This is a genomic window from Streptomyces sp. NPDC048277 (assembly GCF_040652235.1).
In the GTDB taxonomy this organism is placed as follows: Bacteria; Actinomycetota; Actinomycetes; order Streptomycetales; family Streptomycetaceae; genus Streptomyces.
This window is the reverse complement of record NZ_JBEZLQ010000002.1, coordinates 242,014-255,617: the sequence shown is the minus strand read 5'-3', so window position 1 is coordinate 255,617 and position 13,604 is coordinate 242,014. Positions and strand designations below refer to the sequence as shown.

Genomic DNA, 13,604 nt, shown 5'->3' with positions numbered 1-13,604 from the left:
ACCATAGACAAGAACGATAGACAACTGACAAAGAGTCAGTCAGGGGGCGTGCTGAGTGAGCTGTTGCACAGCCCCGACGAGGCCGTCTTACAAGGGCGGAGTCCCGCGGGCTAGGGTGGCGGACAAGCACACGCGGGAGCCCGGACGTACCGGGCTGAGAGGGAGGCTGGCGGCCTCCGACCGTACGAACCTGATCCGGGTCATGCCGGCGAAGGGAGGGGCTGGACGCCCATGTCCTCACGTACGTCCGACGTCCTCGTCATCGGGGGCGGCATCATCGGCCTGGTCACGGCCTGGCGGGCGGCCCAGCGCGGGCTCGCGACCGCCGTGGTCGACCCCGCACCCGGTGGCGGGGCGGCGCAGGTCGCGGCCGGGATGCTGGCCGCGGTCACCGAACTGCACTACGGCGAGCAGACCCTGCTGGGCCTCAACCTGGCCTCCGCCCGCCGCTATCCCGACTTCGTCGCCGAGCTCACCGAGCTGACCGGCCACGACCTGGGCTACCGGCGCTGCGGCACGCTCGCGGTGGCCCTCGACGCCGACGACCGCGCCCATCTGCGCGAGCTGCACGCCCTCCAGCAGCAGTCGGGGCTGGACTCCGAGTGGCTGTCCGGGCGGGAGTGCCGGCGCCTGGAACCGATGCTCGCGCCGGGGGTGCGCGGCGGGCTGCGGGTGGACGGCGACCACCAGATCGACCCGCGCCGGCTGGCGGCCGCGCTGGTGGCCGCGTGCGAGCGGGCCGGGGTGGTCTTCCACCGGGACTGGGCGGAGCGGCTGGAGGTGGTGCGGGAGCGGGCCGCCGGTGTCCGCACCCGCGCGGGTGACCCGTTGCGCGCCGGGCAGGTGGTGCTCGCGGGCGGGAGCCTGAGCGGGCGGCTCGCGGGCGTGCCCGACGACGTGCTGCCGCCGGTGCGGCCCGTGAAGGGGCAGGTGCTGCGGCTGACCGTGCCCCCGCGGTACGCGCCGTTCCTGAGCCGGACCGTCCGGGCCGTGGTGCGCGGCGGCAACGTCTACCTGGTGCCCCGGGAGAACGGCGAGCTGGTCGTGGGCGCGACGAGCGAGGAACTCGGCTGGGACACGACGGTCACGGCGGGCGGCGTCTACGAGCTGCTGCGGGACGCGCACGAACTGGTCCCCGGGATCACCGAGCTGCCGCTGACCGAGACCCGGGCGGGGCTGCGGCCCGGCTCCCCCGACAACGCGCCGCTGCTCGGGCCGACCCGCCTCGACGGGCTGCTGCTGGCCACCGGGCACTACCGCAACGGGGTGCTGCTCACGCCGGTCACCGGGGACGTGATGGCGGAGCTGCTGACCGGCGGCGAGCTGCCGGAACAGGCCCGTCCGTTCACGCCGAGGCGATTCGGCGCCGTACTCGTGGAGCAGACCGCATGAACGTCTCCGTCACCATCTCCGTCAACGGGGAGCACCGGGAGATCGCCCCGGGCACCGCTCTCGACACGCTCGTACGGTCCCTCACGGCCGCGCCCTCGGGCGTGGCCGCGGCCGTCAACGAGACCGTCGTACCGCGCGGGGAGTGGCCGGGCACGGCGCTCGCCGAGGGTGACCGCGTGGAAGTCCTGACCGCCGTGCAGGGGGGCTGAACCATGGCCGACGATCCGTTCGTCCTCGGGGGTACGGCCTTCTCCTCGCGGCTGATCATGGGGACCGGGGGTGCGCCCAGCCTGGAGGTGCTGGAGCGGGCGCTCGTGGCGTCCGGGACCGAGCTGACCACGGTCGCGATGCGGCGGGTGGATCCGGGGGTACGGGGGTCCGTCCTTTCGGTCCTCGAACGGCTGGGGATCCGGGTGCTGCCGAACACGGCCGGGTGCTTCACCGCGGGAGAAGCCGTGCTGACGGCCCGGCTGGCGCGGGAGGCGCTGGGGACCTCGCTGGTCAAGCTGGAGGTCATCGCCGACGAGCGGACGCTGCTGCCGGACCCGATCGAGCTGCTGGAGGCGGCGGAGACGCTGGTCGACGACGGGTTCACGGTGCTGCCGTACACGAACGACGATCCCGTGCTGGCGCGGAAGCTGGAGGACGTCGGGTGTGCGGCGGTGATGCCGCTCGGGTCGCCGATCGGGTCGGGGCTCGGGATCCGCAACCCGCACAACTTCCAGCTGATCGTCGAGCACGCGCGCGTGCCGGTGATTCTGGACGCGGGGGCCGGTACGGCGTCGGATGCGGCGCTGGCGATGGAGCTGGGGTGTGCGGGGGTGATGCTGGCGTCGGCGGTGACGCGGGCGCAGGATCCCGAGCGGATGGCTCACGCCATGCGGGCCGGGGTGGAGGCGGGGCGGTTGGCCCGGCTGGCGGGGCGTATCCCGCGGCGGCACTTCGCCGAGGCGTCGTCTCCTGCGGAGGGCCTTGCCGTGCTGGATCCCGAGCGCCCTGCGTTCTGACCGGGCGTCCGGTCCCGCCTTGTTCTCCCACCCGCGCACCGCCCGAAACTCCGCCTTGAAAGGTGGAACTCTCCCGTGGGGGCCGAGCGCCGTCGGCGGCCTCGGGCCGTGCGTGGGGAGAGAGGGCCTCGGGCCGTGTGGGGGGGGCTCAGGCCGTGCGTGGTGGGGGGCTCAGGCTGTAGCCAGTTCTGTGTTCGCGCGTTCCGTGATCAAGGTCAGGGCGCGGCCGGCGACCGCCAGGTCCTCCTCCGGGATGCCGGCGTACAGCCGGGCGGCGATCTCGGCGCTCTCGGCGGAGACGGTCTCGTACAGCTCCCGTCCCGCGTCCGTGACCCGCAGCCGGGTCGCGTCCGCCGGGTCCGCCTCCACCAGCTTCCCGGCCGTCAGTTCCCCGATCACGCCGTGCACGACCGACACGTCGGTCTTCAGCGCGCCGGTGACCTCGCCGGCTAGGTCGTCGCGGGCGATGGACCCGTCGGCGACCGCGACGAGCCGGAGCGTCACGTTCTGGTGGAACGTGACACCGTGGCGGTCCAGCACCCGCTCCAGAAGGGCGCGCGGGGCGTGGTGCGCCAGGGCTATGACCCGGGCGTTGAGCAAGGGTGCGGTGGTGGTCATGACTGCTCCTTCTCGTTCTCGGGATGCGGATCAAGAGGTGCGTCGAGCAGGGTCGCCAGTTCGTGGGTGAACTGCCGTGCGCGCGGGGAGTCCTGTCCCCCGAGCGGCTCCAGCAGCTGGTCCAGCAGGCCCTGGACCACCCTGATCGCCCGGCGGGTGACGTCGCGCCCCTGCTCGGTGAGCGTCAGCTGCATGGCGCGCGGGTCGGCGGGGTCCCGGGTGCGGGCGACGAGTCCGGCGGTCTCCAGGGCGCGGGCGAGCTTGGAGACGTACAGCGGTTCGAGCCCCGTGTGGTCGGCGAGGCCGCGCTGGCTGGGCCGCAGTCCGGTGCGCCCCATGCCGTACAGCGACGCCATCAACGCGTACTGGGCGTGGGTCAGGCCCAGGGGCGCGACCGCCCGGTCGACGGCCACCCGCCACTTCATCGACAGGCGCCAGACCAGGAACCCCGCCGTGGCGCTCTCAGCTGCTGCGCTCATGGCAGATACAGTACATGGCTACTATGTACATGGCTACTGTTTTCCCGGTCGGGCGGGTGCCGAGCGTCACAGGTCCGCTGCAGTCGCCGGGGAAAGCGGTCTCACCAGTGGGACTGCCGATTCGTCCTCGTACACTCGCTGCGTGGATACGACCCTTCAGGACCCTCTCGTCGGGCAGGTGCTCGACGGCCGATACCGCGTCGACGCGCGGATCGCCGTCGGCGGGATGGCCACGGTCTACCGGGCCCTGGACGTCCGGCTGGACCGTGTGCTCGCGCTGAAAGTGATGCATCCGGCGCTCGCCGCCGACGGGTCGTTCGTCGAGAGGTTCATCCGCGAGGCCAAGTCGGTCGCCCGGCTGGCCCACCCGAACGTCGTCCAGGTCTTCGACCAGGGAACCGACGGGTCGTATGTGTATCTCGCCATGGAGTACGTCGCGGGGTGCACCCTGCGTGACGTGCTGCGGGAGCGCGGCGCACTCCAGCCGCGGGCCGCCCTGGACATCCTGGAGCCGGTGCTGGCCGCGCTGGGCGCCGCGCACCGCGCCGGGTTCGTGCACCGGGACATGAAGCCCGAGAACGTGCTGATAGGGGACGACGGGCGGGTCAAGGTCGCGGACTTCGGGCTGGTGCGGTCCGTGGGCAGCGTCACCAGCACGACGGGGGCCGTCCTCGGCACCGTGGCCTATCTCGCGCCCGAGCAGGTCGAGAGCGGGGCCGCCGATCCGCGCGTCGACGTGTACGCGTGCGGTGTCGTGCTGTACGAGATGCTCACCGGGGAGAAGCCGCACGACGGGGACTCGCCCGCGGTGGTCCTCTACAAGCACCTCCACGAGGACGTGCCGCCGCCGTCCGCCATCGTGCCGGGGCTGGCGTACGAACTCGACGAGCTGGTCGCCCTCGGCACCGCCCGCAGTCCCGAGGCCCGGCCGTACGACGCCGTGGCGCTGCTGGCCCGGGTGCGGGAGACCCGGGCCGCGCTCGGAGACGGGCAGCTGGACGCGATACCGCCGCAGGCGCTGTCCGAGGCGCACGACATCGCCGAGGACCGGACGAGCGTGATCCCCCGGTCGCTCACCGTGCCCCGGCCACTGCCCGTGAACGAGGAGAACGAGGGCGTCCTGCGGACCAGCCGGTTCGAGGCGCCGCCGGTGCCGGACGGGCGGCGGCGCGGGTCCCGCTCCCGGCGGGGGCTCCTCACCGTTCTCGCGGCCGTCCTCGTGGTCTTCGGCGCCGGTGCCGGCGTCTGGTACATCAACTCCGGGCAGTTCACCAAGGTCCCGCCGCTGCTGGCGAAGACCGAGGCGCAGGCCACCGCGCGGCTGAAGCAGGCCGGGCTCGACGTCAAGACGGTCGAGCACGCCTACAGCGACACGGTGAAGCGGGGCACGGTGATCAGCACCGACCCGGCGGCCGGCCGCCGCATCCGCAGCAACGACTCGGTGACGCTGACCATCTCCGACGGCCCGGAGACCGTGAACGTGCCGGACGTGCAGGGCCGGACGGTGGCGAAGGCCAGGGCGCTGCTCAAGGCCGACGGGCTCGCACCGGGCATGGTGACGCGGGAGTTCAGCGACGACGTGCCCAAGGGGTCGGTGATCAGCTCCGACCCCGGCGCCGGGTCGAAGCGGCACGCGGGCTCGGCCATCGCGCTCGTCGTCAGCAAGGGCTCGCCGGTCGACGTCCCGGACGTCACCGGTGAGGACCTGGACGAGGCCCGGCAGGATCTTCAGGATGCGGGGCTGAAGGTGACGGTCTCCGCCACCGAGGTCAACTCCGAATACGACCAAGGGCAGGTCGCCCAGCAGACCCCGGTGGGCGACGCGCAGGCCGCCGAGGGCGACACGGTGACGCTGACGCTGTCCAAGGGCCCGGAGCAGGTCGAGGTGCCGAGCGTCGTCGGGTCCAGTGTCGACGACGCGACCAAGCTGCTGGAGCAGTCCGGCTTCAAGGTCAAGCAGGACCGCGGGCTGCTCGGGCTGTTCGGCGACACCGTGAAGAAGCAGTCGGTGGACGCCGGCGCGCAGGCACCCAAGGGATCGACGATCACCATCACCATCCGCTGACGGGGGCGGGCGACCGGCGTGACACCCTGAAAGGGTGAAGAGCCAGCAGTCCGGCGGCGCCGGCAGCCCGCAGTCCGGTCCCGCCCGCAACCCCGTCGGCGGTCATGTCCCGGTGGCCGGCGGTCTGCACTCCGTGGGACTGTCCTACGCCCGTGAGCTGAAGGCCGAGACCGTGCAGGTCTTCGTCGCCAACCCGCGCGGCTGGGCCACCCCGACGGGCAACCCGAAGCAGGACGAGGCGTTCCGCGCGGCCTGCGAGGAGGAGTCGGTCCCGGCGTATGTGCACGCCCCCTACCTGATCAACTTCGGCTCGCACACCGAGGCGACCGTGGAGAAGTCGGTGGAGTCGCTGCGGCACTCACTGCGCCGCGGGCGGGAGATCGGAGCGCTGGGTGTGGTCGTGCACACCGGAAGCGCGACCGGCGGCCGGGCCCGGGAGGTCGCCCTGAAGCAGGTGCGGGCGCAGCTGCTGCCGCTGCTGGACGAGCTGACCCATGACGACGACCCGTTCCTGCTCCTGGAGTCCACCGCCGGTCAGGGCGCCTCGCTCTGCTCGCGGACCTGGGACTTCGGGCCGTACTTCGAGGCGCTGGACGCCCACCCGAAGCTCGGCGTCTGCCTGGACACCTGTCACATCTTCGCCGCCGGGCACGACCTGACCGGGCCGAGCGGGATGCACCGGACGCTGGACCTGCTGGTGGACACCGTCGGCGAGGGCCGGCTGAAGCTGATCCACGCCAACGACTCCAAGGACGTCGTCGGCGCGCACAAGGACCGGCACGAGAACATCGGCTCCGGGCACATCGGCGAGGACCCGTTCCGCGCGCTGATGACCCACCCGGCGACCGCGGGCGTACCGCTGATCATCGAGACGCCCGGCGGCAAGGAGGGGCACGCGGCGGACGTCGAGCGCCTCAAGCGGCTCCGCGACGGCTGAGCCCCGTAGAAGCGGGCTCACCCCACCGCCAGCGGCACCGCCGCCAGCAGCAGTCCCGCCCCCAGCAGCGCCATCGACCGGCGCAGCCAGCGGTACTTCGCCGAGAGGATCACGCTGACGTCCTGGAACTGGGTGAGCAGCCAGCCCACCGGGTCCGCCCCGGCCTCGGCGGCGGCGCGGCGCAGCGCCTCCGGGTCGGCGGCGGTGAGGGCGTCGGCGTAGAAGGTCGGGCCGGGCGCCGAACGGACCGTGCGGGTGCGGGGCACGATCACCGCGAGCAGCAGCAGCGTGCCGGCCGCCCACAGCGCCCCGCCGGCCGCGAGGAAGACCAGGGCGAGCCCGGACACGCCGGGCGTCCCGCGCCCGAGGACCAGCGCGGGCACCGCCACCGCGCCCGAGAGCAGGACGGACGCCTTCACGTCCGCCCTGCCCAGGTCCTCGCGCACGGTCAGCAGCAGCCGTTCGGCGACGTAGTGCGCGGCGGCGTCGGGATCGCCTGGGGTCATCGGCGCGCCTCGGGGCTGGAGTCGTCCTCCACCCCCGTCCCCTCTCCGGGGAGGGTGTCCATCGGCGGCGCGGGCGGGATCGGCGGCGGCGCGTCGGCCGGGAGCAGCGGGGGCGCGGGCGGCATCGGCGGTATCGGCAGCGAGGTCGGGGCCTGCGGCAGGCCGTTCGGGAAGACGGTGCCCGCGGCCGTACGGCTGAAGTCGATGAGGGCCTGGACCTGGTCGTCGATCTGGTGGCGCTGGACGACGCCCTGGTTGATCAGGTTGGTCAGGTAGTCCAGGGCGCCCTGGCGCTGGTCCCGGGCCTGCTGCTGGAGCACGCCGAGGATTTCGTGCGCCCGGCTCGGGTCCTGGGCGAGCATCGTGGCGTACTGGACGGTCTCGCCCGCGGTGATCAGCTTGTGCGCGTCGTCGAGGTTGGCCGCGATACGCGCCTTGTTGGCGGTGTCGACGGCCTCCTGGACCAGGCTGTCCTTCTCGACCGCGACCATCTGGGCCTGGTGGTCGGCGGCGGCCTGGCCGAGGTCGATACGGACGAACACCTGGGTGGCGAGGCCCAGTTCGGCGCCGAAGTCGCTCCACCGGCCGCTGGCCAGTTCGTCCTGGATGGCCTCGTCGACCTGCTGGGCCGAGTCCAGGCTGTAGCGGCGGCTGAGCCCGCGCAGCCGGGCCTCCAGCGACGGGCGGAGCATCCGCTCCACGTCGACCACCCGCTTCTCGGCGGCCACGTAGAAGTCGCGGACCTCCCAGTTGACGTCGGCGCCCGCCCGGAACTGGGAGCGGTCGCCGTAGGTGGGCAGGGCCAGCTGGAAGGAGACCTGGTGCTGGCCGCGGGCGATCCAGCACACCGAGGTGGGCTTGCCCATCAGCGGCTTGTTGACGTGCTCGGCGCCGCGGACGGTGATGATGCTGTGTCCGCCGTTCTTGTAGTAGAGCACCGAGGCCACCTGGCTGTTGCGGTGCCGGTAGGTCGTCTGGGGGGCGAACTCTCGGACGAAGGGGCCTCTGAGGTCGATCGGAAGGACGAACTCCTCGTCCTGTGGCGGCCACGGCTGCCACTGGTTGTGCGTCATGGTGTACTCGCTCCCTGGACCGCCCCCCACAGGCGGCGGACCTGCTGATCGTTCAGTGGTTGGTCGGGGTCTTCGGTGAGTTCCTTGATGAGGTTCAACAGCCGGTTGCGGTCGTCGTGGCTGTGCACGAGGAGCGGCAGGAACCGCTCCAGCCGGTCGGCCCAGGGCTGGTCGGCCGAGCCGCGCAGCCAGTCGGACAGGGTCTCGATCGCGGCCTCGTACGAGCGTGGGGTCAGCAGGGCCGTCCACAGGAGCCCGGCGAGTTCCGCGGCCAGGGCGGGCCGGACCGCGGCCAGGGCCAGCATCAGCGGCCAGTCGCCGTAGCCCTCCAGGTCCTCGTGCTGGTTCCAGAGGTCGGACACGGGGAGGGCGGCGAGGAAGACCGTGCTCTGCAGGCCGAGGTCCTGCTGGGGCCGGCGTTCGTCGGAGAGCCAGGCGCGGATCCGGCGCACCGTCTGCGCCTCGGGGTGGGCGCCGGCGAGGTGGGCGACCTGGACGGCCGCGTCGGTGCGCAGCTTGCCGTCCTCCCGGACGCCGATCCCGCCGAGCAGGTCCAGCGTCTCGCGGACGGTGTCCGTGGCCCGGCCCCGGCCGAGCACCGCGCCCGCCGTCCAGCGCAGTTGCTCGTCGGAGTGGCGGGCCCAGGAGGTCACCAGGGCGCGGATCGCGCCGCCGACCTCCGGGGAGCGGACGGCCACGTCGAGGACGGTCGCGGCGAACACCCGGCGGCGCACCCGCTCGGCCTGGGCCATGGGCTGCACCAGTTCGTGCACGGTGTGCGAGAGGTCGAGCCGGCACAGCTGCCCGGCGGCGACGGCGGCCCGTACCCAGACCTGGGGCCGGGTGTCCTCGCACAGTCCGGCCAGCCAGCGCAGTACGGGGCCGCGCGCGTTGTGCCGGTGCTGCCACAGATGGCCGAGGACGGCGGGGGCGAGGGCCTCGCCGCCGAACCGGACGGTGCGGACCGGTACTTCCTCGGTGCCGACCTCCTCGGTGCCGAGTTCGGCGACCGCGCGGGCGGAGACCAGCCGGGCGTCGACGCCGTCGCTGAACAGCGGGCGGCCGGGCGTGGCCTCCGGGTCGACGGTGACGGCCAGTTCCCAGGCGAGGATCTCGGCGGCCTCGGCGACGGCGCTGAGCGAGGCCCCGTCCAGGACGGCGACGGCGATCCGGTAGGCCGCGTCCCGCAGCCGCTCCGGGGTCTCGGAGCGCACCCCGCCGGCGAACCACTCGGCGGCCTGGTTCTCGGCGAACTTCCGGCATGCGGCGAGGAGTTCGTCGTGGGTGAGCTCGTCCCGGGTGTGCCGGGCGAGGAGCCCGGCGAAGTCGGCGGCCTCCGCGGGCCGCAGTTCGTCGAGGCCGCGTGCCTCCAGGACGTCGGGGTCGAGGGCGGTCGCCCGGGCCCGCTCGTACAGCTCGGGTCCGAAGTCCTGCAGTTCGAGGAGGAGATGGCCTTCGAGTACGGCGGTCTGCGCGGCCGGGGTGTGGGCGCGGTAGTAGCGGCCGCTGCGCGAGAGCACGTCACCGGGTTCGGGGGTGGCGAGCAGGACCGCGTACGCCTCCTTCCTGCCGAGCAGTTCGCAGAGCCGGTCGAGGCCGGGCCCGTCGGGCAGCCCCGTGGCGCTGGGCTCCAGCGCGTAGCCGTGGCCCTCGTCGATCTGGTCGTCCTCCAGCCGGTCCAGGTCGGTGCGCGGGTCGAGCCGGGAGACCCGGCCGCGGGCCAGGTCGTCCAGCAGGGACAGGGCGGTGTAGGCGCGGCCGGTGCCGGGCTGGCCGTACAGCACGAGGAGCCGTCCGCCGCGCAGTTGCTCGCGGTACTCGCCGTAGTCCGCGGGTTCCTGGAAGACCCGGCGCAGCCTGCGCAGTTCGTCCTCCGGGAGCGGGCCGGCGAGCAGGCGTTCGGCCGTCTGCCGGCCGAAGAAGTTCATGGTGCCGACGGATCCGGAGCTGATGAGGGTGCCGGTTCCGTGCTGGCTCACGGTCGAGCGGTAGATGCGGGAGGCGGCGGCCGCGGCGCCGGGCAGCGCCTCCTCACCGAGCGGGTCGGCGGCGGAGCCGCCGATGACGTCGGACTTGTCCGGCTCGGGTGGGCCGGCGGACTCGGCGCCCTTCGGCTTGTCCGGCTCGGCCTTCTGCTGGGGCTGCGGTTGCTGCGGCTGCGGTTTCGGGCCGCCCTGGGGCGGCGGGGGGTTCTGTGCGTTCACCGGTCACCCCTTGCGACGGTCGATGTTGATGGTGCCGATGTCCTTGGCGGCGATGACTTCCCCGTCGCCGTGCTGGTGGATGTTCTGGACGAAGTCGCCCCCGGTCTCCCTGGGGGCCGGCGGCTGCGGCCGAGTGCCCCCCGGTGGACCGGACGGCCCCTCGGGCCCCGGCTCTTCGGGCAGGTCGGGAGGCTCGGGCAGTCCGGGGACCATGAACCAGGCGGTTTTGCGGCCCTCCTTGAGGTGCACGTCGTGTCGGCGGTAGTGCTTGGGTTCCACCCAGCGTCCACCGGCCCGGATGACGTCCTCGTAGAGCCGGTCGGAGGCGGCCACCACCATGGGGGCACCGTCCGCGGCCCTGAGGAGCGCCTTCGCGGTGTCGCAGTCGCCCAGCCGGCAGGCCAGGTCGACGGCGCGTCCGGAGCGGCCGTGGGCGTCGACGGTGACCGGGCCGATGTGCAGCCCCGCACGCAGCCGCAGCGGTTTCTCCCGGCCGCGGTTGATCTCCTTCAGGTTCTGGTGGAGGTGCTCCAACCACTCCCCCACGACCCGGACGGGCGGTACGTCGGGTGCCAGCACGCTGAGGATGCCGTCGCCGCGGTCCTCCTGGTAGAGCCGCGGCGAGCGGATGCCGGCCCGTTCGAAGGCGGTGCCCGTGACGTCGTAGAGTCTGCGCCGCATCTCGGGTTTCTCGGTGTCGGACAGCAGGCCCGAGCCCTGTGCGTCCACGTTGACGATGAAGCCGTACGCGGCTTCCCCCTCCATCGCTTTCTCCTCCCTGCCGTCCCGCCGGACCACCGGTTCCCTGGCTGCGATGGTCGCGGAGCCGGCCGGTGGTCGCTGTAGCCGTTTACACAGCGCGCGGGACTCGGTGTTCCTAGGTCTCGTGCGGTTGTCCGGCGGCGAGCAGGCGGAGCGGGTCCAGGTCGGCCACGGCCAAGGTGCCGGGGCCGGTGCGGACCAGGCCCTGTTCGCGTAACAGGCGCAGCGCCTTGGCGACGGCCTCGCGGGTGGAGCCCACGGACGCGGCCAGTTCGTGCTGGGCCAGGGGCAGTCGTATGGTCACGGCCTCGTTCTCCGGCCGGCCGGTGCGGTCGGCGAGTTCGACCAGGCGCTCGGCGAGCCGCTGCAGCACGGTCATGGAGGCCAGGGCGCGGCGCTCGTGGTCGGCGCTGCGCAGCCGTTCGGTGAGCTGGCTCATCATCAGGGCGTTGGCGTGCGGCCTGGAGGCGAGAAACCGCCGGAAGCGCTCACCGGGTACGACCAGTCCCGTCACCTGCCCCAGGGTGCTCACCGAGGCGCTGCGCGGGCGGCCGTCGAGCGCCGCCATGTCGCCGACGACCTCGCCGGCCCGGCGCAGGGCCAGGATCAGCCGGCCGCCACGCTCGGTCGGCGTCCACACCGTGCACCAGCCGCTGAGCAGGACCACCGCGAAGGTGGTGCGGTCGCCTTCCGCGATCACCGTGTCGTACGGCGGGTACTCGTGCCGGGTGCCTAATCCCGCCAGTGCTTCCCGGTCCCCCGGACCGAGTCCCCCCATGAAGGTATGCCGCTCTCCGAACAGCCCCACCGTCGTCCCCCGACCGCTCGCCCCCGAACCGGATCACAAGCGGAACCCCACGGGCCCCCCGGATCCGTCTCCGCCCGGCGTGTCTCCCGCCAGGCAAGGATCTCAGAGTAGCGCTCTGGGCACGGAATGTGCCCGCCGTTACCGGAACGAGCCCGAAGCCTCCGCCGGAGGGCTCAGAGCCCCGGACCGTCCCCCGGCCCCTCCTGGTAGGAGTAGCGCTGCTCCTTCCAGGGGTCGCCGATGTTGTGGTAGCCGCGCTCCTCCCAGAAGCCTCGGCGGTCGGCGGTCATGTACTCGATGCCGCGGACCCACTTGGGGCCCTTCCAGGCGTAGAGGTGGGGCACGACCAGGCGCACCGGGAAGCCGTGCTCGGCGGTGAGGAGTTCGCCGTCCTTGTGGGTGGCGAAGATCGTGCGCTCGGCGGCGAAGTCCGCGAGGCGCAGGTTGGAGCTGAAGCCGTACTCCGCCCAGACCATCACATGGGTGACGTCGGGGGCGGGCGGAGCGAGCTCCAGGACGGTCCGGGCCGGGATCCCGCCCCACTCCGCGCCGAGCATGCTGAACTTCGTCACACAGTGCAGATCGGCGACCACGGTGGTGTACGGCAGCGCCGTGAACTGCTCGTGGTTCCAGCTGTGCGCGCCGGCGTCGGCGGTGGCGCCGAAGACCCTGAACTCCCAGCGCTCGGGACGGAACTTGGGCACCGGGCCGTAGTGGGTGACCGGCCAGCCGCGCTGCAGTCGCTGTCCCGGCGGAAGCTCGGACCCTGCAGCTTCTCGAGACGCGCGCTCCACCGGATGACCCATGTCTTCCATCCTGACAGACCACGAGCGGTGCACCTGACCAGGCAGACCCTCCCGAGACCGGCAAATCGGTCAACTGACATCAAGCATGCACTTACTTACTAAGTACGCACTTACTGGACGATCTTCCGCGCCGGTGCAATCATGCGCCGCAAACACCCCAGTCCGGAAGGAGCCTCTGCGATGCAGGGCGACCCCGAGGTCATCGAATTCCTCAACGAGCAGCTCACCGGTGAGCTCACCGCGATCAACCAGTACTTCCTGCACGCGAAGATGCAGGAGAACTTCGGCTGGTACAAGCTCGCGAAGTACACCCGGCACGAGTCGTTCGACGAGATGAAGCACGCCGAGGTGCTCACCGACCGGATCCTGTTCCTGGAGGGACTGCCCAACTACCAGCGGCTGTTCCACGTGCGCGTGGGGCAGACCGTGAAGGAGATGTTCGAGGCCGACCGGCAGATCGAGGTGGAGGCGATCGACCGGCTCAAGCGCGGGATCAAGGTGATGCGCGAGAAGGGCGACATCACGTCCGCGAACATCTTCGAGGACATCCTCGCCGACGAGGAGCAGCACATCGACTACCTCGACACCCAGCTGGAGCTGGTGGAGAAGCTCGGTGAGGCGCTCTACATCGCGCAGGTGATCGAGCAGCCCGAGAGCAGCTAGGCGCTCCGCGGGAGGGACCGGGGCAGGTCGTCGATCGCCCGCGGGCCCGTCGTGGCCGGGCGCGCAGTTCCTCGCGCCCCTTCGGGGCGCTCACCGGCACCCCTGCCCAGGATCGCCTGGATGCGGCGGACGCACGAACCGCAGTCCGTGCCCGCCTTGCAGGCGGACGCTATCTGGCGAGGGGTGCAGGCGCCGACCTCCGCGTGCTGCTTGACCTGCTCTTCGGTCACCCCGAAGCAACTGCAGACGTACACGCGGACTCACCTCCCGCCGAGATCAATAAG

At 72.3% G+C, this 13,604-nt stretch carries 15 protein-coding genes and 1 riboswitch; of the genes, 6 read left to right on the top strand and 9 right to left on the bottom strand.

The annotated features are described in order from the left end of the window. Window positions 1-122 precede the first annotated feature (122 nt). Window positions 123-234: riboswitch (TPP riboswitch) on the top strand. The 3 genes from thiO (at window position 232) to AB0D85_RS05825 (ending at window position 2,399) form a co-directional block, all read left to right on the top strand. Continuing rightward, a complete protein-coding gene (thiO, locus tag AB0D85_RS05835) occupies window positions 232-1,392 on the top strand; it encodes a glycine oxidase ThiO (protein WP_362314154.1) in 1,161 nt (386 codons plus the stop codon). (Overlaps the previous riboswitch by 3 nt.) Then, complete coding sequence (thiS, locus tag AB0D85_RS05830; protein ID WP_362314151.1) at window positions 1,389-1,601, top strand: sulfur carrier protein ThiS; 213 nt, start codon at window positions 1,389-1,391, stop codon at window positions 1,599-1,601. Before thiO ends, thiS begins: the two co-directional genes overlap by 4 nt. Window positions 1,602-1,604: 3 nt before the next feature. Continuing rightward, window positions 1,605-2,399: a thiazole synthase gene (locus AB0D85_RS05825; RefSeq protein ID WP_362314148.1), complete on the top strand. Its 795-nt coding sequence runs from the start codon at window positions 1,605-1,607 to the stop codon at window positions 2,397-2,399. Between the two features lie 171 nt (window positions 2,400-2,570). Here the strand turns inward: AB0D85_RS05825 and AB0D85_RS05820 are convergent, their stop codons facing one another. Together AB0D85_RS05820 and AB0D85_RS05815 are read right to left on the bottom strand one after the other, a co-directional pair. Continuing rightward, a complete protein-coding gene (locus AB0D85_RS05820; RefSeq protein WP_362314146.1) occupies window positions 2,571-3,017 on the bottom strand; it encodes a MarR family winged helix-turn-helix transcriptional regulator in 447 nt (148 codons plus the stop codon). After that, a complete protein-coding gene (locus AB0D85_RS05815) occupies window positions 3,014-3,496 on the bottom strand; it encodes a MarR family transcriptional regulator (protein WP_362314143.1) in 483 nt (160 codons plus the stop codon). The genes AB0D85_RS05820 and AB0D85_RS05815 overlap by 4 nt, the downstream gene beginning before the upstream one ends. 142 nt (window positions 3,497-3,638) lie before the next feature. On the opposite strand from AB0D85_RS05815, the gene pknB reads away from it, so the two are divergent. Further along, complete coding sequence (gene pknB / locus AB0D85_RS05810) at window positions 3,639-5,561, top strand: Stk1 family PASTA domain-containing Ser/Thr kinase (RefSeq protein ID WP_362314140.1); 1,923 nt, start codon at window positions 3,639-3,641, stop codon at window positions 5,559-5,561. A 34-nt stretch (window positions 5,562-5,595) separates the two neighbouring features. Continuing rightward, window positions 5,596-6,498 (top strand): deoxyribonuclease IV, encoded by a 903-nt coding sequence (locus AB0D85_RS05805; RefSeq protein ID WP_362314137.1) that lies wholly within the window; start codon window positions 5,596-5,598, stop codon window positions 6,496-6,498. Between the two features lie 17 nt (window positions 6,499-6,515). Here AB0D85_RS05805 and AB0D85_RS05800 read toward each other — a convergent pair whose 3' ends face one another. The 6 genes from AB0D85_RS05800 to AB0D85_RS05775 form a co-directional block, all read right to left on the bottom strand. Further along, window positions 6,516-7,004: a Pycsar system effector family protein gene (locus AB0D85_RS05800; protein ID WP_362314134.1), complete on the bottom strand. Its 489-nt coding sequence runs from the start codon at window positions 7,002-7,004 to the stop codon at window positions 6,516-6,518. Further along, window positions 7,001-8,077, bottom strand: a complete 1,077-nt coding sequence (locus tag AB0D85_RS05795; RefSeq protein WP_362314132.1) for a hypothetical protein — start codon at window positions 8,075-8,077, stop codon at window positions 7,001-7,003. The genes AB0D85_RS05800 and AB0D85_RS05795 overlap by 4 nt, the downstream gene beginning before the upstream one ends. After that, window positions 8,074-10,281, bottom strand: a complete 2,208-nt coding sequence (locus tag AB0D85_RS05790; RefSeq protein ID WP_362314129.1) for a hypothetical protein — start codon at window positions 10,279-10,281, stop codon at window positions 8,074-8,076. Before AB0D85_RS05790 ends, AB0D85_RS05795 begins: the two co-directional genes overlap by 4 nt. Before the next feature lie 3 nt (window positions 10,282-10,284). Beyond that, entirely contained in the window at window positions 10,285-11,046 is a 762-nt protein-coding gene (locus AB0D85_RS05785) for a hypothetical protein (RefSeq protein WP_362314126.1), read from the bottom strand. Between the two features lie 112 nt (window positions 11,047-11,158). Continuing rightward, window positions 11,159-11,821, bottom strand: coding sequence for a Crp/Fnr family transcriptional regulator (locus AB0D85_RS05780; RefSeq protein WP_362314123.1), 663 nt, complete (start codon window positions 11,819-11,821; stop codon window positions 11,159-11,161). A gap of 203 nt (window positions 11,822-12,024) precedes the next feature. After that, window positions 12,025-12,657 carry a sulfite oxidase-like oxidoreductase gene (locus AB0D85_RS05775; protein ID WP_362314120.1) on the bottom strand — a complete coding sequence of 211 codons (633 nt, stop codon included), beginning with the start codon at window positions 12,655-12,657 and terminating at the stop codon, window positions 12,025-12,027. Between the two features lie 180 nt (window positions 12,658-12,837). Between AB0D85_RS05775 and bfr the strand changes: the two genes are divergently transcribed. Then, on the top strand, window positions 12,838-13,320 hold the full coding sequence (bfr, locus tag AB0D85_RS05770) for a bacterioferritin (RefSeq protein ID WP_362314117.1): 483 nt from the start codon (window positions 12,838-12,840) through the stop codon (window positions 13,318-13,320). On the opposite strand, the gene AB0D85_RS05765 is transcribed toward bfr, so the two are convergent. After that, window positions 13,317-13,574, bottom strand: coding sequence for a (2Fe-2S)-binding protein (locus AB0D85_RS05765; protein ID WP_362314115.1), 258 nt, complete (start codon window positions 13,572-13,574; stop codon window positions 13,317-13,319). The two genes, bfr and AB0D85_RS05765, sit on opposite strands and share 4 nt — an antisense overlap. Window positions 13,575-13,604 lie beyond the last annotated feature (30 nt).